Raw genomic sequence first — 22718 nt, forward strand, 5'->3', positions numbered from 1 at the left:
AATGTCCTCGAAGACAGGCTTCGCGGACATTGGGATCCGCTAAGTATAGATGGTCAGCTGATCAGTGGTTTCCATCATTCGTAAGGGCTGTATGCAACACGGTTAGCAACTGTCTCTCTGAATCCGTCTTTGTTTATCATGAAATCGAAATACTCGCGTAGATAGTTGCCCTGACTGAGGATCTTTATCACTTCATCCGAAGTGTAGCGACTCTTATTATCGTCGATTGTGAGGCGCGTCGGTGGGCTGTACTCACCGTTTTCGTAATCATCTCGGTGTTCATCAAACAGAGCTCGTGCTTTCTGATGCATGGGTTGATGATAGTGGCATAAGACGTTTGCAAAGTGCTTAATGCTGGTTTTCACCCAAGGGACGGAAGTATCTTCGACACCATATACGATCTTCACATCGACTGGGCTTAATTGGTGGACAGCTGGAAGTTCAGTTAGAACTGGATGGTTCATTCGACCATGAAGCGCGTAGTAAATGTATCTGAACTCCTGCTGAAAACGGTCTATCTCCTGTTTAGCGATCTCAAAGTCTTCAATTCCAAGTGAGACAGTTAGGGAGGTTCGGTCGCGGAACCCGACGTTTTCGACTACTATTGTGATTTCCTGCAACTCATCTTGTTTTTCGATCGAGAACGTGTAGCGATAGTCAGCTATAGTATCCGTTAGAACTTTCTACTCAGGTAGTGTTACTAAACACAGTGGATCATCTCGACGAGACTTCTGTCGAGGAATTGCAAGATGCCCTTGACAACGTGGAGGGTAAGAAGCCGACACAACGGCTCTTAGCAGCAATAGCATACAAGAACGGCGTCACGCAGACTGAACTAGCCGAGTGGTACGACGTTCAGCGACGAACAATCTATAGCTGGCTCAAGCGACTCGACACCGACGAGTCGCTTGAGCAGGCCGTTACTGATGCTCATCGCTCTGGGAGAAAACGGAAGCTCTCAGAAAAAGAGCAAAAAGAATTCGAAGAAGCTGTCCACGAATCGCCAGAGAATGTTGGGGTTGATGCGCCGGCGTGGACGCCGGCGCTCGTCCAGCAGTATCTTGACGAGACGTACGATGTCGACTACTCAATCCCGAGCTGTCGGCGGTTGCTCAAAGAAGCGGGATTGAGCTATCAAAAACCTCGCCGCACAGCCGCTGAGTCTGATTCTGATGAGCAAGAAACGTTCCGTGAGGAGCTCAAAAAAAGAGGCGGGAAATGGACGCCACAGTAGTCTGCATCGATCAAACCAAGAAATCCGTCCAAGTTGAGCCGCGTGCCGCGTGGTTTCCCCGCGGTACGCGGCCGTCCGTTGAGTTATCTGGGCAACGTGACTGGACGTGTCTGCTAGGCGCGATCACCGAGGACGGTGATCGCTTTTTCTCTCGATTTGAAGAGTACGTTACCGCCGATCATGCAAAACATTTCATTCTTGCGTTATGCAAAGAGTTCGAAGATGATCTAATTATTGTCCTGGATGGAGCACCATATTTCCGGGCGTCGGTCGTCACGGACCTAGCGGCCCGTGACGACCTCGACTTCGTGACATTGCCGGCGTACTCACCAGAGCTAAATCCTGTCGAAGAGTGCTGGAGACAACTACAAGCGGCACTCAGCAACCGTTTCTTTGGCTCACTCGACGATCTCACAACAGCGATTGATACTGCTATTGATCAGATCTCTGTACCAAATATGAGCAATTACTTCTAATGTCTACTATAGATATTTGTGAAGATGATCTATGTGTTCCGTCAAGTCGAGATCGTCTTGTGCTTCTTGGTGGGCAATATCCTGCTCTGTTGAATAGATGCTGAGTCACGGTTACAGCGGCTCACACAGCGGTTCTATATTGATGAGGGCGAACATCAGGACAATTTCACGGAACTGGCGATACCAGCCCAGCGCTCGCACGGCGTCGCCGAGCGAGCGCTTCGTTGTTGAGTACGAGGTTTCGGCCATCCAGCGCTGAGAGTATCCTTTTGCCCGAATGAGCGCGTTGTTCATGACTGCATTCGGTGATGAGCCGCGGTAGTGAACAAGGTACTCAACGTCAAGTGCGGAGATTTCGTACTCAGTGTGCCAGTCTTGGAACGCGTTGTCGGCAACCACGGACTGCAGGTCGTCCGCGTTTCGGCGGACGACCTGCGGTCCGGTCTTCGTATCGTGCTTCCACCGTGCTGTGATATGGACATCGAGAACAGCGAGCGACTCTATATCAGTTAATGTCGTCACTTTCAGCGTCTGCACGGTATTTCCTGACCGCTGGCGGAAGTACGATGAAGAACGGCGGCGGTCAAAGAACGTGCTGTCGAGAGCAGCGTGGCCAGACTGCGGGTGTTGCTGCGCTGAAACGCGCAGCAACGCCCGCCACACCCACATTTTCAGCCGGTCAAACGACTTATAGATCGTGCTGTAGTCGGGGAGGTCCTCTCGATCGAGACCGAGTACGTCACGAACCTCGGTCATGTACTTCAACCGATTCGGCGTTTCACGGTAGCTGTGGCCTTCTTCGAGCCGAAAACAGTGTAGGACGACATGGACCCAGCGGGCGAACCCGCCGCTGGCGGGCTCGCCCGCGTGCTTCCCCAACGCTTGTTTGGCTAGGTCACGACACTGCTCAATGAAGTCGAGGAGATCGATTTCCATAGGACAGAATCGAATTCCTCGGCTTCATCCTTCTAAGCCAGTGATATCGGCTGATTAGATCGCTGTTCAACAGAGCACAATATCCAAGAGTTTAGCAGCGAAGGCTCCAATTCCGAAACTCATACCTCTGTACCGCCAATTCTGGGATCACTAGGGCCAGACATTTTCAGATCTCCCTCCTCGTCAAGCCGAGTTCCATACTCGGCCTCTGCCCATTTGTAGATTTCCGCTTCAAATTCGTCAAACGCTTCGTCAGAGTACTCCGCTTCTGTACTGTAGATCCTCACCCACTGGTCAGTGTCTGTGTCGAAGCCTAGTGCGTGTACTTGATTATTTCCGAGCAACGCGATTATGAGTGCTTCGTCAGATTCTGGGCGAATACAGTACTCACGAGCATCATTCATACTGAGCACTTCACTTTTTGTGAGTGGTTTCGATGGCAGTGATTCAACAAATTGTCCCATATTCCCTGCCTTCGGACAGCTTCTACATAATAGTAATTAATAACAATTCCCATCAGAATAACTATTCACGATGTAACTGGTGAATCTCGGACTCGGGCAAATTGGTACCCTCTTTGGCCTCTTTCTGTCTTTTTTCGGATCAACTCTGTTAGCTGTCACTGGAACAAATTGGTATCAGGAACAGATAGAACGACAGGTCCGCAGAGGCTTCGGCTACAAAGCCACATTCGGTGTAGAACTCATTGAGGATGGAAGCAATCTGAAGAGTGGTGATCGTGGATCTAATCAATTGACCTGGTACTTGACTAAACCAGCTATAATCCACCTTCTCGGCCTGCCGATTGACTCAAAAGATGAGATACAGGAAATCACGAAAACGAAAAGCACCGAGTGGGATGATTATGTCTCGATCGTGGATGGGAAGGGTATAGAATATGAGAACGTCACGACCACGTCCGAAATCCGCAGGCGAATTGAAGAAGAGATTAATCAGAGACTCGAGGAGTATCAAGATAAGGTAACACGATACTCAGGGGAGGTTCTGGCTCTCGGATTTCTAATTCAATTAATATCCTATCTTATTCAGCATTTTACTGCCATATGATTCTCATAGTTGTATCTGGAGAACAATCTCGTGAGACCTCTTCTAGAGTCTAACCATTCAGGCCGCATTTAGAGGATTTACTGATTTTCATCAGATTATTTTTATCCCCTGTGTTAACTGCCTGACTACCGCCGGCAGCTACGCGCTACTGACCAGAATCACTCTTCTCACAGACGACCGCATGTATTTCCTCGAGTAGGTCGGGATGGTGCTCTTGAAGAATCTCAACGTCTTTCGTGAGTTCGTCTTCAACCCGTCTTCGTATACGTGATGTCGCTTGGTAACGTCGACTATCTCCGTGCTCGCCAGCAATCTGTTCACGCTCTGTCTCTGTGAGGAGCACTCGAGTTCGGTCGGCCAGTCTAGGTGTGAGTCTCCGTCGGTAGATTGAGTGCTATTCATCGTTCACCTCGTCACAGACTGCTTCGACTGCGAGTTCGTGAGCCTCGTCGAAGTACTCCTCAAGAAACTCGATGTCTTCACCGAGCTGTTTCCGAATCCGATTTCGAACGATGGACTCCGTCTTGTACTGATAGTTGTCGGACACGTCTGCCTCGCCACTGATGATCTCTTTTTCACGATCAGTCAGCAGCGCGCGACCTTCCTCACTCATTACCCGCATTGTTTCGCTCGCGTCCATAAATTACCTCATGTCGTAATTTTACGCTTTTGCGTAAACAACTTACGCTAAAAAGTATGCACCCTATAGAGTGTATACTCTATAGCGTAAATAATAAGTAGTTGCCTGATAGACTATGAAGTAGAGACGCAGGGTGGCCGGGAAAATCGATTCTCGACCGGGTGCTGGAACACCCGACCTGTGTCCTAGCTCAGGACAATGAGTATTCAACCGCGAACCCAAAAGACGGTTTCGGAAGCACAGACTACCGACCCACGCGCCGACTACATCTCCGTCGGCATCGACAACGAGGGCGCACACCACGTCTACCGGACGACTGACGAGTCCATTCACGTTATCGAGAACGACCAGCGCGCTTTCCGCTACGACCTCGAGGACGTCGAGAAGACGATCGACGACTGGATCGACTACATCGCCGACCGTCGCGGTGGCTTCGAAGTGCAGTACCTGTTCAAGACGATGGCTGACGCGATCGTCGGCGCTGTCGAAGTGGGCGACCAATGATGATCGTCAACGATCACGAAGCTGTCCTAAAGCGTGCCGAACAACTCGAGCGCGACGGCGCTCGCGAGATGCGCCTGCGAGCGGAGGCCCGTGCCGTCGCCGGCTACGAACTGGGCGACATCGAAGCGACCGACGGCTCAGAGATCATTATCGCCGACGACGATACCCGAGCCCAGACTCTCGAGACCGAGGACAGAACTCTACTCGTCGATGCCGATGACGACCCACGTCTTGCAACCGACGGTGGCCGTGACCAGTCAACCGAAGCGACCGTCGAATTCGTGTTCGAGTACACGGCGATCAACGGCCGCCGCCGTCGGGTGATGGTTGTCCCCGATACCGGTGGAGAAGCCTGGCGGATCGAACACGAACGCCGCAATAGCAAGTGGAGAGAAACTGGTCGCGAACCGATTACCGAGGTCGACCTTTGCGTACAGGAACGGCCCAGTGAGCACGATTCTAGTGAAAGCGATCAAAGACAGTCTGCCATACCTGACGGCGGCCACATGAACCGTGAGACGTTCCTTACGGGGCAGAGACATTACTGCGATATCTGCGAGTGTCCGTTTGACTCGCTCACCACACTGGCAAGCCATGACTGTCGACTCCAACCCGAGGGTGGCTAGCTGATTCAGCACACCACTTCGGGATCACGTTGACTTATCCAGCGCAGTAGACCGCCGTACCTCGCCACCCGAGACGAAGCCACCAACCCCAGTAGATCGACATCGGACTTTCGAACACGAAGACGGCCACTTCGCTTCCTCGAGACGGCTCTCGAGTCGGTAGTCTACTGCTCCACCAGCGTTCCCGACATCGGCCAGCAGCGCGAGTCGAATCGCCCGACAATGCCACCGAAACCAGAATCAAATGAGCACGAACGCAGACTGTCCCGACCCTGATGCACAGACACTCCAAACACTCGTCGACGAACTCGAGCGCCTTCACGAGCGTGTCACAACCCTTGAGTCCGAACTCTCCCGAAAGGACGACCGCATCGATCACCTCGAGGCCGACCTCGAGGAGGCCCACACCGAAACCAAGGCTCTCGAAGCACGGCTCGAGGACCTGGAAGAATCACAGATACCCATTGAGGCACGACTGGACGCCCACGAGAAGAAACTCAACGCCAACAAGGATCGCGTCGGCGAACTCCAAGCCCGCGAACTCGAGAAGGGTGCACACCTCCTGGAGGAACACATCGATAATGGGGAGATCGACGTTGTGGATGGCCGCCTTGAGCGCATCCAGAAAGACGACGGTGAGAGCTACTTCCGATTGCCGGAGAGTGACGACCCACTCGAGCGTGGTGGCGATGTCTCCCTCTCGTATGGAGATCTGCTTCCGCTCCAGCAGCTCGCGAAGATGGACGAAGATATGCTCCGGGCGACGACATCGGCGCTTCCGTCACGGCTCGCTGCAAAGCTCTGGAAGGCACGCACCGATCCGGGAGTTGGAGACAACCCATGGAGGAAAGGGAGTGCAAGCGTTCGAGAGTACGTCACCGCCGGCGATATGAAACACTGGATCCGCCGGCAGGAGAAGGGAATCAGTGACGACTACGCGAAGAAATTGGTCTCGAGGACGATCGACGCGCTGCTCGATCTCTCGAAGAGCAGGTTGGCAGTCAAAAAGCGGACACAGCGCAAGAACGGCCTCGAGTACACAGAACGACGCGTCTTGTTGATGGACGATGTCGATATTCCCGGTGAGATGGTCGGTTCCAGAGACACCTGACGTCAACAGTTGCGGGTGTCTCCCGACTACCCACAACCCCTGGGAAGGGTCTCACTCTATCCGCCTAACTAATATCCAGCACAAGAGCGGTTGTATGCAGTGTACCGTTAGTCTGTAGTACGTCGTTTGATCGGTCGTTGTCGGTCTTATCCGAACGACTCTCTTGGGGGTATGTCTGAAGACGCCAGCTGTCACCGGGGCCCTCTCGTTTTGGGAATACGTCGTTGTGGGGAGACTCGCGACGACGATGAGAAAGTGGCTGTGTTCGATTCATCTATCTCAGACCATCGAACTGTGCCATGACTGCGCTGCCAGCAGGTAGTGATGTCTACTGAAACTGATATTTATACCAGAAGTCGCGACTAACGCCGGAGATGCCACTTACTGATTGCCAAGAAGATCCTGATCGCCGTCGCACTGACCAAGTTCTCAGTTCACTACAAATGCGCTAAACCCGAACTCGCCGAACTCGTCTGGAGCACGCTCCAGTCCCAGTGCCTCAAACGCCGAATTCCGGACGCAGCGACCCTCCAGTCGGAGGTCGCTGCGTGGGAAGCTGAACGCAATGAGTTAGATGTCACGGTCAACTGGCAATTCACAACCGAGGATGCTCGAACGAAACTACACCGGCTCTATCCGACTATCGAGGAGGGTGAGAACTAGTCACTCGACGTTTTGGCGAGTACTGAGGGTGTCATAGAACTCTTCCCACGGTGTTGATTACATACACTCCGATGGTGAATTGGCCGATGAGTAGGGATGCGAACTTCTCGTGTTGAACAATCGTTAAGAAAACTTATGCAGTCTGAATATCAACTCATTCGATAAATGAATGGTACAGCAGAACTTGTATTAATAGCTACGATGGTTGTCCAATTTCTGCTTTCCGGGATTGTATATGTAGATATGCGCCAATTTGATCTTGATGAATTTCAACGATATGATCTAGCCATTCTTGTTCCTCTTGGTGGCTTCTTAGTTCTCCCATATTATACGCTGAAAAGAGAGGGGTTTGCAAAAAGTAAACAAGATTCATCTTCATATATCCATATTACTAAATCAGAATTAACATCTGTTAGAACAAAATTGTTCGTCCTCGCTTTCATGACTGGAGTCCCTTTTAAGATGGCTGGGTCTCAAGCACCCAGCTCGGCATCTCAACTCATCCTTCTCATAATCAGTGGGATCAGCGCACTCCTTCTTTTTAGAGAGTTACGGCAGTATCAATCTGAATAGCGATTGAAAGACCTGTACTTATCGAATCAGGATGCCCGCATAGTAGGTGTGAGACGCGTTCTATGACACCCTAGGTACTACTTGGTCTCGGAACCTTCATCAGTCGATATACTCACATTCAGATATGTACGATCTCACTGCGTTCCAACGTGACATCTTGTACGTGATTGCTGGCCAGAGCGATCCACATGGGCTCGCGATCAAAGACGAACTTGAGGGGTACTACGAGAACGAGGTCCACCACGGACGACTGTATCCGAATCTCGACGAGGTCGTCGATAAAGGGCTCGTCGAGAAAGGAGAAGCTGACAAACGAACGAACTACTACACGATCACAGCGCGTGGGCAACGCGAACTCGAGGACCGTCGCGAGTGGGAAGACCAGTACGTCGATGAGCTACTCTCGAATTCGGAGTGAGACGGTTACGATCGCTGATCGTGCATACTGATCGGATCCTTTGAATGTCGTTCCATTACCATCACAGTCACAGGAGGTCGTGAACGGAAAGAGAGCCGGTTAGTAATATAAAGAATCGACTAGTTGGATGGGCTTACAGTTACGTACGTGTGAAATAACAAATATCATCTCGCCTGAATGGTTGGGCCATGGACGACCTCACAGGATTCCAACGAGACTTGCTGTACGTGATCGCGGGCGCTGACCAGCCATCTGGACAGGACGTCAAAGACGAGATCGAGCAGTACTACAGTTCGGAGATCAATCATGGTCGGCTGTATCCCAATCTCGATACGGTCGTGAATAAGGACCTTGTCGAGAAAGGACAACTCGATAGGCGCACAAACTATTACTCGATTACAGACGAGGGAGAACAAGCGATTGAGGATCGCCGTGAGTGGGAATCCCAGTACGTCGACTGAATTGAGAGCGGAATCGCCCTTGATCATTCCTTTGTTTCCTTAAACCAGTAATTATAAGATGTGGGCTGAGAAGTTATATCAGCCACAACTGCGGGAATCTGTTGGCGTAGTAGTCATGACTGCCTCATTCTCAAATGGCATGTTCCAGAGTTCTATCGATGCCTGGAATAAATGTTGCCACGCAGTAACCATGTGTTCAGCTGGGCGTCTGCGAAAGACAGGGGTACTTGTCGAACATGGACGTTCAGTAAGAACGGTATCACACTGTGGACACACATACTGGATATAGTCATCTTGAGTCTGGAGAACCCAATTACCCTCAACAGAGTCTGCATAGTCACACTCCCAGCAGAACAGCATCGATTTCTGATCTTCTGGACTATCGCTGTCGTGGTAAGAGAGATGAGGATTCATGTCCTAAAGGAGGGGAGCAAGCAGGATAGTTCTGTCTACACATCTCCTTAGGTAATTAAAGGAGGTAAGAAAGATAGCACTTCTGGATGAGTATCCTATATCAGGCCGAGTTTAGAACGCTAAATGGACACTCACTGCAATAGTGTAGCAATAAGTTCGCAGCCGTGGTATACGGATAGGTCACTAAAATAGACTACTCTCCGCACTGCGAGACGCTTGTTGCGCTCGAGCGCGAGGACAACCTCGCGGACACGTCGGTGACGCCGTGCCTCTTAGGAGAGGTGGACCCTACTCAGAACGAGCGTGACTGCTATCTCTTGATGCAATAGACTTTCCGTGTGGCACACTTTCTACTTGTATGACGATAGATACTGGCGATTCTGTGACGCTTGAGTACACAGGGCGACTTGACGATGAAACAGTGTTCGATACCTCCCGGAAATCCGTCGCCAAGGAGACGGGCCTCGCCGAGGCCCAGCCCGACCGGGAGTACGCGCCGCTGACGGTTAATATCGGTGACGAGCAGGTTATCGAGGGAATGGAGAAGGGACTGATCGGCTTAGAGGCTGGGGAGACTGAAACCCTGACGATCCCGCCGGAGAAGGCCTACGGTGAGCCCAGCGACGATAATATTCAGGAGTTTGAAACCGAGGAGCTCCGAGAGATGCTCGGCGGCCAGACGCCTGAAGAGGGCTCCTATCTTGAGGCCCAGAACGGCAGCCAAGGCGAGGTTGTCCACGTCGATGAGGAGGTTGTCCGAGTGGATTTCAACCCTCGTCTCGCCGGCGAAACGCTGACGTTCGAAGTCGAAATCATCGACGTCAACTGAGTTCGAGCGAGGCATTTCCAGCAGAGCGATATAAGCATCATTCCCGCAACTTACTGGCTTGGCCTACCAACCGGAAGTGTGCCTTGATTATGGACAAGAGAAATACTCTCCAGTCACCGGCAGATTCTCCCAATAGGGATCAATCAATTCAATGCACTGCTTGTGAGTCTGCTCTACAGTCACCGGGAAGAGAAAGCATCTCATTCCTGCTTCTTGACCAATTCACTATTCCACTCGTCGGGTGTGACAACCACCTCGAAGAGTTCTGTTCTCTCTGCGGCCTCGCTACTGAAGATTGCGCCGAACTTCTCAACCACCGTCCGGCCGGCGGAGTTCACTGTCCGAGTTGTCGCCATGCACCGCACAAGCCACAACAACCGATCATCCCAGTTGGGGGCGGTGGGCTGGCTATACTCGCATGCTCAACCCATCAGTCAGACGTACTCGCCCGGTTCCGCACAGGCCTGCAGGTACGACACCATCTCAATTCCACACTTGACGCATTCTCCACTAACCCGTGACGGAGGCTAAGCCGACCGAGTGATTGGAACTCCTATCTGCTGACTTCATCCTCTGGATGTTGCACGCTTTTTATCAGTTGACTTATGGGTCGGACTCTATTGCGATACATCGCTCAGCTGTACTTACCATTTGTCGAGGTGTCTAATGATGGGTATGAGAACTGTTCTATGACACCCTGGAGTACTAGTATCGAAAAACTATTCATCGGCGTACAGTGGAGAAAGTGGATTCTACTGCTCCGTGACGGATACACAAAAAGACCTCAAACATATTTGAGTTACATTGCTGCCAATATGTAGAATAGGAGACAATATTTATGCCAGATTGAGGATTACAACACTCTATGAAGCTCTTCGAGTTTGTCCGTGAGCGCCAGTGGATCCCCATCACTGGATATCTGATCTACGTGTCTGCGCTCACGGCAGGGTACTATTACAACCTCACGTTCGTCCAACTGGGGTTGACCGATCTCGGAACGCAGAAGATCGGTATGTCCCCCAGGGACGTGTCGATAGTGATGGCTATACTTGCGCTGCTCACCCTCGTCGCAGCCGTCGTCAGCGGCGTCCTGATGGATCGGCGTGGATGGAGCACTGACCTGTACGTGAAGTTCCGGTTGCTCTTTCTGGTCATTTTCGTCCAACTGCTTCTAACGATCGCTGCCCCACACGTGAGTACGATCGAACAGTTTGTACTATGGGTGATCGTCTGTTCGATGGCGCTCGGCGTCGGAATTCCGGTGTCCTTCAGCTTCATGCTCGATTTCGTTCCCGTGAGAGATCGCGGATACGTCGCTGCCATCGTGGCAGGATTGTCGTTCTTCGTCGCGGCCCTGTATCCAATTGAGTGGCGAATCGACGAGTTCAGTCTCGTCATGAGTGCAATGATGGTTCCAGCTGTCTTCGTTCTCGCCGTTCTCTCAGTCAAGCGGTTCCGATTCGCTGATAGCCTCGCTAGTCAACACGAACGCGACACGTTCGGAACTGGCCGATTCTGCCGACCGATACCGGTTCGAACGGTCAGTTTCGCGTTCTGGGGGCCGATCCTACTGATGTTTGGCGTCTTCTTCATCGATAGCCTGGGCTTTCTCCGGATCATCGAGACGCCACAGTACATCTACACGTCTTGGCAATCCCCCGACCTGAGCGTCCGGTTGTTTATCGCTGTCTTGCACGTCATTGGGGCGCTCGCCGCTGGCGTCATCTACACGAACTTCGACCGAAATTGGCTGTTCTTCTGGGTGTTCGGGCTGTTCGCGTTCACGCACCTCCTGTACGTCTTCCATATCCAGTTTGGAACGGGTGATACCCCACCACTGGTACTGCCGATGTTCTACGTGCTCGCCGTCAGTTTCTACACGACGCTCAACTTTGCACTCTGGCCGGATCTCTCCACGCCCGAGACCATTGGCACGCACACGGCCCTCGGTGTCGGGATAGCGGGGTGGCTGGCAACCTTCTTGAGTACCTCGCTAGCGCTGTACTCCGAGGGGGTCGGACTCTCATTGCTGAACCATCTGACGTACGTGAACGCGCTGGCACTGCTGTTCGTCGTCGCACTGCCGGTGCTGCTATACGTGCATCGGATGGTTGAATTGGCTCGTGGAGGGACGACGCCATGAATCTGGAACTCATCCCGCTCTTGATAATCGTGCTACTCATGATCTCGGCGGGTGGAGCAGACGTCGAGACCACCGAGTTCGTTATTGAAGGAGACCACGAGATAACCGAGCACCGAGGCGCGTTGATCGTCGGGGATGCGACGGTCACGGTGCCGGCCGACGAAGCGGTGTCCGGTCCGGTCTACGTTATCGGTGGCGAGCTCCGGGTCCATGGAACAGTCGAAGGTGACGTGACGCAACTCTCCGGATCACTCGTCGTCGAGGACGGTGCAACGATCGATGGAGAACTCCAGCACATTGGTGGAAGCGAGGAACTGTCTACCGAAGCAACCATTATGGAGCGGACCACTGTCGCGTTTGAATCCTCCGAACCCGGCCCGATCGCCGCGTATACGCCGACCGTGCTGACGACGTTGATACTAGCGGTTGTGGGAGCGTTGCTCTCCCGAAAACATGAACTACTGCTCGATAATGTCGGGGCAGCCGCGAAAGATCATCCACTGATCAGCCTCACCGTGGGAGCACTCCTCTCCGTAACGTTCCTCTCCGTGTTCGTCTTCATGGCGTTCACCCTGATCCTCCTCCCTGTAAGCATACTCGGTCTTCTAATCGGCTTGTTGATAATTGCTTACGGAATCATCGCACTGGGATATCTCGCTGGTCAACAGCTGAACACCCCACGAGTGGGACTGGCGACCGGTTTCGGAGTCGTTTGTATCATGGTATTGTTACAGGTAATCGGAGTGATTCCGATTCTCGGGGACCTGATCGGGGGCGGGCTTCTCCTGACGGGACTGGGTGCTGTCGTACTGACGTACTTCGGGTTACAAGAGTTCGAACCGGTATCGCTTCCGGAGTGACGTTGAGAGTAACTGGCAGTAGGTAGACCGTCTCCTCACAGTCCAATTGAAACTGTTTCTGTATCGTCCATTTTGAGACGAATCACCTCATCATCCAGCGTGATTTCGAAAGTAGCTACAAACGGATCATCGGAGACGATATCCGTTACAATCACATCGGACGTGATGAACTCGAAAAATTCCCACAGTGGCACGTCAAGTAGCGAAATGCCGTGTTCCCATAATAGGTAGAGAACTGCTGGGTGAAACGCAACAGTCACTTCAATTGGTATGGTGATTATATGTTGACACTCACGACACGAGCTAACGTGGAGGTGAATCGTTTTTCCATCGTGCTCGTACACGTCAACAGCCGTATCGACGCGGCCAAAACACTCCGGGCATACATCCCCTCGTAACTGGATGTACATACTCCAGATGCGGTAGCCAAAACTTTCGATGATCTCTTCAGTCGTCCGGCCACGCGTTTGACTCTTAGGAAAAAAATCGGTTACGAGAATCGCGTCACACGAGGTGCAGCGAATACGGAATTGTTCGGCATCAAGCGTTGCTAGAAGTGATGTCTCTTCACAGAACAAACAGGCACCGGCGACTTCGCTGTCTTCGAATGCTGAAGTACTTTCGTACACATCGGAGACGACCGTACGAACGATTTTGTTCCCACTATACGTAAGCCGGTATCCATCGGGCGTTTCACTGACGAATTGTCCGACGAGTTGATCCAAATGATACGAAAATTGGGACGAACTATCCACGTCTACTGCGCCATACAGTTCCGTAAAAGTCATCGTATGCCACGGTTTCTGATGTTCTTCCTCCACTTTATCCAACGCAAGTAATATTTCAAGCCGTTTGGAATTTCCGAGTGCACTGATGGCATCGACCACTTCCTGATCGATGTGAGCGTTCTGATCTACTACCATGTTCAATCTACTACTGTCCGTCTGTACTTCCATCGAAATAAGAGCGTCTGACTCCCTCGAATCGGTTTTTTAGGGATCAGTTCCAAGTCGTGGATTTCTTGGTCGTGTCTCAAACTCGTCTAGAGTCGTAACTGACTCCTGTGGAAGCAGGGTCACCTCTGGTATCCAGCCCGAAGTGACCCATGCACGCCGAAATCAACGTGCGGTTCGCAGTTAGCATCGCCCAAGACAAAACGCTACCGCTCGCCACGCTCGCTGAATCTCTTACCGAGATTCAGCTTGAGGCCACTATCCTCGAGGAGCTCGTCAGAAGCCTCGACGAGCGCCTCGTCGAGGCGTACTGTGGTGAGAAACACGCACGCGGAAACGGCGACTGCCGTTTCCAGCGCGCTGGAACCTCCACACGAACCGCGGTGACAACCGCAGGAGAACACGAATTCACCCTCCACCACGTCAAAGACACTGCTGCCACCGACGGCAACCCGACCTATTTCCGTCCGCTCGAGGATCTCATCGACTTCGACGGCCAGCGCATCTATCAAGAAGATATCTCGCTCCAAGCTGCCGAACTCGCTACTTCGCTCAGCTATCGTGATGCCGTCGCCCACGGCGACGGCTTCACTCCCATGCCCTCGATCACGACGGTCAACCGCCGAGTCCGTGAATACGGCAGCAAGCTCGGTGACTTCGTTCGTAATCGGCTTCCTGGGACGAATGCAGACACTGTCGTTCCTGACGGAACGAAGTGTCATAGCCAGCAGGATCACTGCACCTACCATGATGTCAACGTCACCCTCGGGCAGACGGCCGAGGGTGACGACACAGAAACCACACTCTTAGACGTCAACGTCAACGAACCCTGGGATGAAACAGCAGAAGCCCTCGAAGAGACTGAGGCGGTCACTGACGACGCCACGGTCGTCAGTGACGCCGAAAAGGCACTTGTCGATGCGTTCGAGAGTGGTGACCGATCTCACCAGCTCGATCTCGTTCACGTCGGTCGAACGCTCGGGTACAAGCTCTGGAAAGACGATGCGTTTCCGCTCTCCGAGCGGAAAGCGATCGTCTCTGGCGTTACGGATGATCTGTTCCATCTGAAGAACTCTGTCGCACTCCATGCACCGAGGAATGAGCGTTTGGCGATCCGCGAGCGGATCGACCAAACGCTCGAGAATCTCGGGAAGGAAGCCTGGAGGTTAGAGCGTCAAGACTCCCCGAAAGCTACGGCGTACCTCCAGGAATGGGCAGAAGCAACCGTGACGTTCGCGGAACTCGCGCTTGATCAACAGCAGGTTCCGTGGACGTCAAACGTGGTCGAACGAGCCATGGGTGAAGTTTCGAAGCGGTGTAAGAATCAATGGATGCAGTGGTCAGAAGCAGGGTTAGAGTCGCTTCTCTGGTTGAATTTGGTGCAGTATGCCGATCCCGAGCAGTTCGCGGCGTTCGCCGACGAACTGCTCGAGCGATCAGCCAAAACAGCCATCACAATGGAGGTGTCAGTTGACGCTACCAGAGGCGAACTCTAGACGAGTTTGGGACGGGACCGATTTCTTGTGGTCTCGTTTTCGAATTGCGACGGTTAATTCAGACACCAACAACTACCAGTGGATCGCATTACACTTAGCATATGCCGTCGCTGATCGTTAAGTCAAGATCTTTTCGGCTCTGTTTAAATGATGTGAAGAGGATAGGTGTCGGAACCGCCCTTCCAAGTGTGTCGTTTATCGCGGACTACACAGCGTATCTGCTTGAGTTGGGGTTAACACAGGAACAAGCTGCCGAGGCAGTCGCGCAACTGGAAACAGTGCCTGTTGGCTCTGTTGAAATCCTATTAGTTAGATACTTTTCCTGGTGAAATAGCCGGTAAGTGGGATTGCGAGCGTATCGATTCAGACGGTCAGTTAGAACGTTTTCAGAAATTCGGTAAGTGCGAATACAATGGCAATGGCTCCAAAGAAAATTCCTATCGTACTCAGTAATCGGTTTCGTGGGACAACAGTCGTTTGAGCAACTACCAACAAGGCCATCAGGATGACTAGAACAGCGAGGAGTCTCTCGGTACGGTCGGTCATACAACCACGTTACCTGTCCTTGATGTGAATCGTTTGGTTCTCCCTCTGTACTTAGCGAAGTTCGACCCTCTAATCTATCACCAGCGGAGGATTTCAACAGAGCCGATCGCACAGAGTCCCCAGAACGCGACGGTTCTCACGAAGACGTTCTCGTTGTTGACGTATCTACTGAGAATTCCCGGAAAACGTCGATACCGCGTTCTCATCGATGGTGCGGTGTTCTGGCCGTCTGTCACGGTCGGTCTTCGTGACGACGTTCGTCGTAGGTGCTCCGACCCAGTGCACGGTTCGCCGGACACTTTTCAGCACCCGCTGTGCCCAACAGTACGAAGGCGACGAGTAGCAGGACGGCGGCAACGATTTCTTGCGTAGGTTCGCCAAGTGGGTCTCCGAAGGCAGTCTGCTGTACGTACCGACCAGTGAGTTCCTTCAAATGGTAGGAAAACTGCGACGTGTTTGAGCTATCGACCGCCTCGTACAGTTCCGTGAACGACAACGGTTCCTGATCGGAACCGTCCGCGAGCGCCTCCAATATCTGAACCCGGAGGCGGCTCCCCAACACGGAAAACGCGTCCTCGGCGTTCGAAATGTCTTGACCCACTGCCAATAGTAGGAAGCATACTGAGGACGTGTTTTCGGTGCGATCCCCTACCCACCCGTGTCAATAAGTGGACTCAAACACAGTAACGTGATTTGTCCGACAAAATGTTATACAAACGATATGTTTATCAGCGTAGTCTAACTATCCTCATTATGATGAGCAGTCAGATACCCTGGATCGAAGAGCATCCAGTCGCAGCGTTCTTCGTAGGCGCATACGCCTTCACGTGGATCGTCTCGTCTCCGGCCCTGATCATGGAGGAAAGCTGGACCGCGTGGATCCTCATCTACATTGGCAGCTTCGGACCACCGGTGAGTGCGGGGGTGATTACATGGTTGCGAGGCGACGACATCCGGGCGTGGGCTCGCCAGATCATCCGGTGGCGGGTCGGCTGGCCCTGGTGGGTCGCTGCCTTTGGGCTACCGGTTGCTATCGTCGCGGTCACCACAGTCGTTCTCGTGGCTATCGGCGGTCCGGTCGATCTCGATCAACCCCTCCAGTCTCCCGTCCTTGTCGCCATTGTCTTCCTCTTCGGACTCACGGTCAGCGGTGGGTTGAATGAGGAACCAGGGTGGCGAGGGTTTGCACAACCCTATCTGAACGATCGGTACAGTGCGCTGACGGCGAGCCTAATTATCGGAGTGGTCTGGGCGGGCTGGCACCTGCCCTACTTCGTCATCCCGTTCACCCCCCATTCTGGATTCACGCTTGCCAATCAGATCGGCTGGGTTATCGGTATCATCCTCCTGTCCGTCATCCTTGCTTGGGGCTACAATAATACGGGCAGCGTGCTGATCGTGATGGTCTTCCACGCCATGGTGAACACCGCCGACGTGCTCCTCCCGCTGGCTCCGGACGTACTCGTTGTCGATGGTATCATCGACGAGACCGCCGTCGCAACAGTCACGGCAACACAATTGGGGGTACAACTACTCGTCGTCCTCGCTATCGTGGCGTACTTCGGTCGGGAATCCCTCACTCGTGGGGAGATACCGGGAGTAGCTCACCTCAAAGGAGAGAACCGATGAGCGCGAATGCACCGCACCGACAGCACAACTGCAATCAAACGATGGAGGGACTGTAACCGTGCGAGATCGACGACGCTCGACTCTCTTACGGCGACGTGACGGCGCTGGACGGGCTCTCGATAACATTTGATCCAGGGTTTAACGTTGTCCTAGGGCCGAACGGATCGGGCAAAACGACGCTGTTCCGCGTCGGGGCCGGCGTTCTCCCGCCAGACAACGGCGAGGTGACGATCGACGGGACGAACCCCGTTTCGGATCCGTCTGTGAAGACTCAAATCGGCTACTTGCCGCACGGCACACCCCTGAACGGCCAGCTAACGGTTCGTGAGAACCTCGACTACTGGGGACGGGTACTCAGTCTCGATGCACAGACCCGGGCGGAACGAATCGAGCAGACGACCGCCACGATGGACGTCGAGAGCCTCCTTGACCGAGCCGCGACGGATCTGAGTCGGGGTCAACGCCAGCGAGTGACGATCACCCGGCTATTGCTCAGCGACCCGCGAGTGTTGTTTCTCGACGAACCAACAACTGGACTGGATCCTAGTGCAGCAAGGGCGCTCCGGGACCAGTTGGACGGGCTTGCTTCGGAGGGTCGAACCTTGTGTTACTTGACACATAACCTCTACGAGGCCGAACTCCTTGCCGACGAACTCGTGGTTATCAAAAACGGAACGGTCGTTGCCTCTGGGCCGAAAGAGGAACTCGTCGGAAGGCTCAAAGGGGAGGGATCGCGGGAGATCCGTATCGAGGCCGACGTGAGGTCCGAGATATTCGACAGAGTCGGAGTCGAGGCGCGTGATGTGCGAGATGGTTGGATTGTGACACTCCCGACAGAGCAGTCCGTGAGTGAGCTCATCGCGTCGCTCGTCGAGCATGGCGCCGCTATCGAAGCCGTCCACGAGGAGGAAGCAACTCTCGAAGATCTGTATAGTAAGTTGACCGAGGACGAGGAGATGATGACTGAATGAGCGCAACGCCGGGCTGGTGGACCCTTGCGAGAGCCATCGTCTGGAGTGAGCTCCGCGGACGCGGCTGGCGGCTGTTTGCCTTCCCGGTTGGAACCGGCCTACTCTTCCTGAGTCTGCTCGGGGTCACTGCCGTCTCTCCCGGCGTGCTTACGGGGACGACCCGCGAGGCACTCGCTGCTCAGGCCGATCTCTACTTCACCGGTGTGGACAGCGACGCGGCGCTCCTCCTCGCAATGCTCATTATTCAAGGGCCGTATTTCGTCGCTATGATCGGGGCGGTTCTATCGGTGCTCGTTACCCAAACCGGCGTTGGACAACGGTTAGCTGCCGGTGAACTGGAGCTTCTCTTGAGCGGACCTTACCGTGAGCGGGAGGTGTTCGTTGCGTTGGTTGTCGGGTCGTTCGTCCTCGCGCTGCTGATGATCAGCGTGTTGATAGCGATCGCCTTCGGCGGGTCGGTGCTCGTTCTCGTGTGGCTCGATGTGTCGTTGACAATGAACACGGCCCGTCTTCTCGGCACCGGTCTGCTGACACCAATCCCGCTGGCGCTATGGGCGACGTTCCTCGCGGTCGTCGTTTACCTCCGGTTTCCGGACACGCCGATCAACGGGACGGAACCCGGCAATCTCCTTATACTGGTTGGCATCCTGCCGGCTGTTTCGCTCGTCGTGCTACCTACGGCGGTCCCCTCGATCGACCCGCTCCTGCTCTCGGTCGGTGGAATTGCCGTCTCGCTGGCAGCGGTCGGGATCGGCTGGGTTAGCGTCAGACAGTGGCTCGACGTAAAGACGCTCCTGTAGGTGAGTTTGACCAAGGAACACCACACCCATGAGTTCTGAAAACGAAGGCGAAATTGGCAGTGTTGGCACCGACATACGCACGGCGTCATCGGACACGGGACACTGGTGGACGTTCGGTATTTTCGTGGCGAGTACGTTCGCGTTCTCCTGGGGTCTGTGGACCCCGCTCCTGGTCGGGCTGGCCCCGTCGTCGCTGACTGTTCCCCTGATCATACTCGGCGGGTTTGGTCCGTTCGTCGGGGCTCTGATTACACTCCGATTCACTGGACGGAGCATCCGTGGGTGGCTCCGCTCGAACCTGCGCTACCGTATCCCGATCCGGTGGTACGCCATCGCACTTGCCGTGCCACCGCTGTTTATCGTCGCCGGGAGCGTCGTCTATGTGAGCGTCTTTGACTCGTCGTTCGCACTCGACGAACTAGCGTCTCTGTGGATGTTTCCGTTAGCCCTCGGGCTGACGTTCTTCCTCGGTGGTGGTCAAGAGGAGCTTGGCTGGCGCGGTCTCGCACAGCCAGCTCTCCAGGATGGTGTCTCGGCGTTGTCGGCCAGCCTGCTCGTCGGCGTCGTCTGGTTCGTCTGGCACGTCCCGCTGTTCTACGTGCCAGAGAGCTCCCAGGCCGGGGTTCCCATGGTCCCGTACGCCGTTGCTGTGGTCGCCACAGCAGTCGTGCTTGGCTGGCTCTACAATACCTCGGGAAGCCTCCTGATCCCGTGGTTGTACCACGCCAGCCTCAACCCTGCGGGAATGTTCTTCCTGGCCGGCGTCGCCGGACTGAGGACGGCCGCCGGATACGGATCGTACGCGGTGCTGGTCGCAGCCGTTGCGATCGGTTTGATCGTCTACTATGGTCCGACTAACCTCGCAGCGAAGACTCGCGTCCGCCTCTCGGAGCTCGTTTGAGATATTCCCTCCGAAAAAATACAAAAATTTTCAACTTGCTAATATTAGATCAGGCCTTTATTTTGATCTCCCGATCTCGAGTGCTGCAACTGCGAGTTCAGAATCAACGCCGTATTCGACGGGTACTGTTAAGCGGATGACTACCGAAACAACCAGACAGAACTGCAATGGCTCGCGTCACAGATCCACGGCCACCACTTCCGGAGTGGATTCTCGAGTGCTACGACCGGCTGTGTACGCAGGCATGTCAACCAGATGCAGGAGAAGACAGTGTTCCGCTGATCGACTACGATAACGCCGTTGACGTGCTGATCTCTGATGCAGAGTTAGCGCTCGAGCAACGGGACGTCGAGTACGCACTGACGCGGCTCCTTGAACGGGGCTACTTCTACGAAGTCGAAGACGAACTTCGGGTTACATCCCCAGAAGAGCAGTGTTAGCTATTCGTCAAGGAGCTGTCTTGCACGACGGTAGATCGGCGCACCAAGCCAGTCCCGGGTCTTGGCAATCTGTTCGAGTCTATTCTGAGCGTTCTTTGGTTCAAGTACGCCCCGCTTGACGAGCGCCCGGAGTACAATTGGCGAGAGTGCGACCTTGGCAGTTGTGAGATTCTGAATCTCTGGGAGTGCTCGGAGGTCGTCGGTCAAAAGAAATGCAGGTTCAAGCTGCTCTTCCAACCTAATACAACTTGCCTCCCCCTGATCGATCGTTGATGACTCAAATTGTTCTCCATCAACGGTGTGAACAGAGAATTGCGCCTGCTGCTCGAGCACATTCTGACCTGCCTGTCCATGTAGATCGTCGTACTCAGCTGTCTCTTCGAGTTCTTGCATAATCACACTCGTCGTGTGAACCTCGAACTCAGCGAAGACAAGGTCAACTACCTCGGCTGTGGCTAACGAAATAAGTGTACTCGTATCGGCAACAATCATTGCCAGCTACAGCCCCGCAAGCTCGTCGGCGAGATCCTCACCTTGGTCAAGAACGGCTTTTGAGGTACGAACCGCTTCGGCGTCTTGGCGACCAATAAACGTTTTGAGGACATCAAAACTGATCTCGTCTTCAAGATATAGCTCGACGATCTCTTCATTGAACGCGTCCTCGTCTTCGATTTCGTCTAGATAGGATCGAAGTGCCTCAGTCACAATCTCCGTCCGATTCTTGTGGGTGATCTTCGCTGCGACATCGGCCTTCTCGACTAATTCATCTGGAATCCGGAAGTTTACTCGAGTCGTTCCCATAGTTCTCCTCTGTACATACAGTGTACCCACAGATAAATAAAATTGCCCCTCAAGACGACCTCGGTTGTTAATCACTCGAATCCCAGTGTGACCTCGTATCCCTCGAACACAGACTCGAATCCCTCGTCAACGACTTGCTGGACAAGCTTCGCGAACGAACTTCGATTATCTGGATCCTCACGAGCGACCGATACGTACTCTCAAAGTGATGTCCGTGCGAGGGTCGATCCCGACTCGAGGTTTCATGAGCGGCTTCGTGTAACATCACGAGATACAGATCGTGCATCCAGACGGCACGCTGGCGACTCGTCACGGCCGAGTCGGTGATCACGATATACGTCCTGCCATCGGTCCAGGCATCGGCACTCGCCTCGCCGTAGTACACCTCTCGGTCAATCCCAAGCTCCCGTGTGAGCACTCGAGCGACTCAGAACATATTTACCAATTGAGTAATGTGTTCTGGATATCTCCGAAATGGCAGTCTTGAATGATTTCTCTGGGTTCGAGTTCGAGGATCTGATGGAAGACGTCTTCCGAAACCTCGGTTACGAAAACGTCCAGCAGGTCGCAAAAACGGCTGATGGAGGTCGGGACATTCTGATGGAAGAGATCGTCGACTCGAGGAGCGATTGTTGTCGAGTGTAAGCATACAGGGACTGTCGGACGGCCGGTCATACAGAAACTTCATTCGGCCATTGCGACGTTTGACTTCGACGGACCCAAGCGCGGAATGGTCGTCACGACAGGTCGGTTTACCAGTCCCGCCCAAGAGTACGCCGACCACCTCGAGCAGAACGGCAATCCCTATTCGTGGACATCGTACGGTTCGACCAGCGTCAGGATCTTCTGTTCTAGTTCACCGCCAATAAACCGGATATTATCCGTTTCACCCTCATAGTCGATTATCCGAGCCTCGTCCAGTTTTGGAAGATGGGTATGATGAAGTGCGATCCGGACGCGTTGTCGGTGTTCGTCTGACTCCCATTTCGCGTCTTCGTCTCGAACCCGGTCTGCAACGCGATCTACAAGCACATCGTATTCCAGTGTCTTCTCGGATGCGTTGTCCAACGCGTCGAGGATGGCGCGTCGGTGTTCGTTCGCTACTGCCGACAGAATCGTATCGGGGGAGATCGGTCTCTCACACCCTGAAGAATCGGAAACCGCATCAATTGACTGAATATCACGTGTTCCCAGATCTCGATTCTCTTCCATACTCACATAGTGT

Annotated in this window: 28 protein-coding genes and 2 pseudogenes; 18 read left to right on the top strand and 12 right to left on the bottom strand. The window is 53.6% G+C overall.

Annotation, left to right across the window (positions count from 1 at the left end; all coding sequences use genetic code 11):
• Nucleotides 1–74: 74 nt before the first annotated feature.
• The gene (locus E2L06_RS17630; protein ID WP_138782926.1) at nucleotides 75–620 is read right to left on the bottom strand and encodes a hypothetical protein; all 546 of its coding nucleotides are present in this window, start codon (nucleotides 618–620) and stop codon (nucleotides 75–77) included.
• Between the two features lie 89 nt (nucleotides 621–709).
• On the opposite strand from E2L06_RS17630, the gene E2L06_RS17635 reads away from it, so the two are divergent.
• Nucleotides 710–1710, top strand: a protein-coding gene (locus E2L06_RS17635; protein WP_138782927.1) for an IS630 family transposase whose coding sequence is annotated in 2 segments (ribosomal slippage) — nucleotides 710–1202 and nucleotides 1202–1710 — 1002 coding nt in all. Because the reading frame shifts where the segments join, the coding sequence is not laid out codon by codon here.
• Between the two features lie 111 nt (nucleotides 1711–1821).
• Here the strand turns inward: E2L06_RS17635 and E2L06_RS17640 are convergent.
• Both E2L06_RS17640 and E2L06_RS17645 read right to left on the bottom strand, forming a co-directional pair.
• Nucleotides 1822–2646 carry an IS5 family transposase gene (locus E2L06_RS17640; RefSeq protein WP_138778954.1) on the bottom strand — a complete coding sequence of 275 codons (825 nt, stop codon included), beginning with the start codon at nucleotides 2644–2646 and terminating at the stop codon, nucleotides 1822–1824.
• Nucleotides 2647–2765: 119 nt separating this feature from the next.
• Nucleotides 2766–3110 (bottom strand): hypothetical protein, encoded by a 345-nt coding sequence (locus tag E2L06_RS17645; protein ID WP_138782928.1) that lies wholly within the window; start codon nucleotides 3108–3110, stop codon nucleotides 2766–2768.
• Between the two features lie 79 nt (nucleotides 3111–3189).
• Here E2L06_RS17645 and E2L06_RS17650 point away from each other — a divergent pair, with 79 nt between their 5' ends.
• Nucleotides 3190–3714 carry a hypothetical protein gene (locus tag E2L06_RS17650; protein ID WP_138782929.1) on the top strand — a complete coding sequence of 175 codons (525 nt, stop codon included), beginning with the start codon at nucleotides 3190–3192 and terminating at the stop codon, nucleotides 3712–3714.
• A 145-nt stretch (nucleotides 3715–3859) separates the two neighbouring features.
• On the opposite strand, the gene E2L06_RS23045 is transcribed toward E2L06_RS17650, so the two are convergent.
• Nucleotides 3860–4075 carry a hypothetical protein gene (locus tag E2L06_RS23045; protein ID WP_138783034.1) on the bottom strand — a complete coding sequence of 72 codons (216 nt, stop codon included), beginning with the start codon at nucleotides 4073–4075 and terminating at the stop codon, nucleotides 3860–3862.
• Nucleotides 4076–4108: 33 nt separating this feature from the next.
• On the bottom strand, nucleotides 4109–4327 hold the full coding sequence (locus tag E2L06_RS17660; protein ID WP_138782930.1) for a hypothetical protein: 219 nt from the start codon (nucleotides 4325–4327) through the stop codon (nucleotides 4109–4111).
• Between the two features lie 225 nt (nucleotides 4328–4552).
• On the opposite strand from E2L06_RS17660, the gene E2L06_RS17665 reads away from it, so the two are divergent.
• The 7 genes from E2L06_RS17665 to E2L06_RS17695 all read left to right on the top strand — a co-directional run bounded on the left by E2L06_RS17665 (nucleotide 4553) and on the right by E2L06_RS17695 (nucleotide 9953).
• Entirely contained in the window at nucleotides 4553–4858 is a 306-nt protein-coding gene (locus tag E2L06_RS17665; protein ID WP_138782931.1) for a hypothetical protein, read from the top strand.
• Complete coding sequence (locus E2L06_RS17670) at nucleotides 4855–5484, top strand: hypothetical protein (RefSeq protein ID WP_138782932.1); 630 nt, start codon at nucleotides 4855–4857, stop codon at nucleotides 5482–5484. Before E2L06_RS17665 ends, E2L06_RS17670 begins: the two co-directional genes overlap by 4 nt.
• 244 nt (nucleotides 5485–5728) lie before the next feature.
• Nucleotides 5729–6595, top strand: coding sequence for a hypothetical protein (locus E2L06_RS17675; RefSeq protein WP_138782933.1), 867 nt, complete (start codon nucleotides 5729–5731; stop codon nucleotides 6593–6595).
• Nucleotides 6596–7423: 828 nt separating this feature from the next.
• Complete coding sequence (locus E2L06_RS17680; RefSeq protein ID WP_138782934.1) at nucleotides 7424–7831, top strand: hypothetical protein; 408 nt, start codon at nucleotides 7424–7426, stop codon at nucleotides 7829–7831.
• Between the two features lie 124 nt (nucleotides 7832–7955).
• The gene (locus tag E2L06_RS17685) at nucleotides 7956–8249 is read left to right on the top strand and encodes a PadR family transcriptional regulator (RefSeq protein ID WP_138782935.1); all 294 of its coding nucleotides are present in this window, start codon (nucleotides 7956–7958) and stop codon (nucleotides 8247–8249) included.
• 188 nt (nucleotides 8250–8437) lie between these two features.
• On the top strand, nucleotides 8438–8710 hold the full coding sequence (locus E2L06_RS17690; protein ID WP_138782936.1) for a PadR family transcriptional regulator: 273 nt from the start codon (nucleotides 8438–8440) through the stop codon (nucleotides 8708–8710).
• A 796-nt stretch (nucleotides 8711–9506) separates the two neighbouring features.
• Complete coding sequence (locus E2L06_RS17695) at nucleotides 9507–9953, top strand: peptidylprolyl isomerase (RefSeq protein ID WP_394348750.1); 447 nt, start codon at nucleotides 9507–9509, stop codon at nucleotides 9951–9953.
• A 200-nt stretch (nucleotides 9954–10153) separates the two neighbouring features.
• On the opposite strand, the gene E2L06_RS22080 is transcribed toward E2L06_RS17695, so the two are convergent.
• On the bottom strand, nucleotides 10154–10291 hold the full coding sequence (locus E2L06_RS22080) for a hypothetical protein (RefSeq protein ID WP_171052422.1): 138 nt from the start codon (nucleotides 10289–10291) through the stop codon (nucleotides 10154–10156).
• A gap of 527 nt (nucleotides 10292–10818) precedes the next feature.
• On the opposite strand from E2L06_RS22080, the gene E2L06_RS17705 reads away from it, so the two are divergent.
• Entirely contained in the window at nucleotides 10819–12096 is a 1278-nt protein-coding gene (locus E2L06_RS17705) for an MFS transporter (RefSeq protein ID WP_138782939.1), read from the top strand.
• On the top strand, nucleotides 12093–12956 hold the full coding sequence (locus tag E2L06_RS17710; RefSeq protein WP_138782940.1) for a polymer-forming cytoskeletal protein: 864 nt from the start codon (nucleotides 12093–12095) through the stop codon (nucleotides 12954–12956). Before E2L06_RS17705 ends, E2L06_RS17710 begins: the two co-directional genes overlap by 4 nt.
• A 35-nt stretch (nucleotides 12957–12991) precedes the next feature.
• Here the strand turns inward: E2L06_RS17710 and E2L06_RS17715 are convergent, their stop codons facing one another.
• Complete coding sequence (locus E2L06_RS17715; protein WP_138782941.1) at nucleotides 12992–13912, bottom strand: helix-turn-helix transcriptional regulator; 921 nt, start codon at nucleotides 13910–13912, stop codon at nucleotides 12992–12994.
• A gap of 149 nt (nucleotides 13913–14061) precedes the next feature.
• Between E2L06_RS17715 and E2L06_RS17720 the strand changes: the two genes are divergently transcribed.
• Nucleotides 14062–15405, top strand: a complete 1344-nt coding sequence (locus E2L06_RS17720) for an ISH6 family transposase (protein ID WP_138782832.1) — start codon at nucleotides 14062–14064, stop codon at nucleotides 15403–15405.
• Between the two features lie 778 nt (nucleotides 15406–16183).
• On the opposite strand, the gene E2L06_RS17725 is transcribed toward E2L06_RS17720, so the two are convergent.
• The gene (locus E2L06_RS17725) at nucleotides 16184–16552 is read right to left on the bottom strand and encodes a helix-turn-helix transcriptional regulator (protein WP_171052423.1); all 369 of its coding nucleotides are present in this window, start codon (nucleotides 16550–16552) and stop codon (nucleotides 16184–16186) included.
• A 155-nt stretch (nucleotides 16553–16707) separates the two neighbouring features.
• Between E2L06_RS17725 and E2L06_RS17730 the strand changes: the two genes are divergently transcribed.
• The 5 genes from E2L06_RS17730 (at nucleotide 16708) to E2L06_RS17750 (ending at nucleotide 20692) form a co-directional block, all read left to right on the top strand.
• Nucleotides 16708–17580: a CPBP family intramembrane glutamic endopeptidase gene (locus E2L06_RS17730; RefSeq protein ID WP_249361500.1), complete on the top strand. Its 873-nt coding sequence runs from the start codon at nucleotides 16708–16710 to the stop codon at nucleotides 17578–17580.
• Nucleotides 17581–17675: 95 nt separating this feature from the next.
• Nucleotides 17676–18551: an ABC transporter ATP-binding protein gene (locus tag E2L06_RS17735; protein WP_171052424.1), complete on the top strand. Its 876-nt coding sequence runs from the start codon at nucleotides 17676–17678 to the stop codon at nucleotides 18549–18551.
• Entirely contained in the window at nucleotides 18548–19351 is an 804-nt protein-coding gene (locus tag E2L06_RS17740) for a hypothetical protein (RefSeq protein WP_138782944.1), read from the top strand. The genes E2L06_RS17735 and E2L06_RS17740 overlap by 4 nt, the downstream gene beginning before the upstream one ends.
• A gap of 124 nt (nucleotides 19352–19475) precedes the next feature.
• Nucleotides 19476–20252 (top strand): CPBP family intramembrane glutamic endopeptidase, encoded by a 777-nt coding sequence (locus E2L06_RS17745; protein ID WP_171052425.1) that lies wholly within the window; start codon nucleotides 19476–19478, stop codon nucleotides 20250–20252.
• 167 nt (nucleotides 20253–20419) lie between these two features.
• Nucleotides 20420–20692, top strand: a complete 273-nt coding sequence (locus tag E2L06_RS17750; RefSeq protein ID WP_138782946.1) for a hypothetical protein — start codon at nucleotides 20420–20422, stop codon at nucleotides 20690–20692.
• Here the strand turns inward: E2L06_RS17750 and E2L06_RS17755 are convergent, their stop codons facing one another.
• The 3 genes and pseudogenes from E2L06_RS17755 to E2L06_RS22920 all read right to left on the bottom strand — a co-directional run.
• Complete coding sequence (locus E2L06_RS17755; protein WP_138782947.1) at nucleotides 20693–21184, bottom strand: hypothetical protein; 492 nt, start codon at nucleotides 21182–21184, stop codon at nucleotides 20693–20695. It lies immediately after the preceding gene.
• Nucleotides 21185–21190: 6 nt separating this feature from the next.
• Complete coding sequence (locus E2L06_RS17760) at nucleotides 21191–21493, bottom strand: ribbon-helix-helix protein, CopG family (protein WP_138782948.1); 303 nt, start codon at nucleotides 21491–21493, stop codon at nucleotides 21191–21193.
• 71 nt (nucleotides 21494–21564) lie between these two features.
• Nucleotides 21565–21917 (bottom strand): annotated as a pseudogene (locus E2L06_RS22920) (ATP-binding protein); the annotation flags it as partial.
• 50 nt (nucleotides 21918–21967) lie between these two features.
• Between E2L06_RS22920 and E2L06_RS17770 the strand changes: the two are divergent.
• A pseudogene (locus E2L06_RS17770) lies at nucleotides 21968–22301 on the top strand (restriction endonuclease); the annotation flags it as partial.
• Here E2L06_RS17770 and E2L06_RS22520 read toward each other — a convergent pair.
• On the bottom strand, nucleotides 22298–22705 hold the full coding sequence (locus tag E2L06_RS22520; RefSeq protein WP_249361501.1) for a hypothetical protein: 408 nt from the start codon (nucleotides 22703–22705) through the stop codon (nucleotides 22298–22300). The pseudogene E2L06_RS17770 and the gene E2L06_RS22520 overlap by 4 nt on opposite strands.
• Between the last annotated feature and the right edge of the window lie 13 nt (nucleotides 22706–22718).

This window comes from Haloterrigena sp. H1 (genome assembly GCF_005938085.1).
Lineage (GTDB): Archaea > Halobacteriota > Halobacteria > Halobacteriales > Natrialbaceae > Natrinema.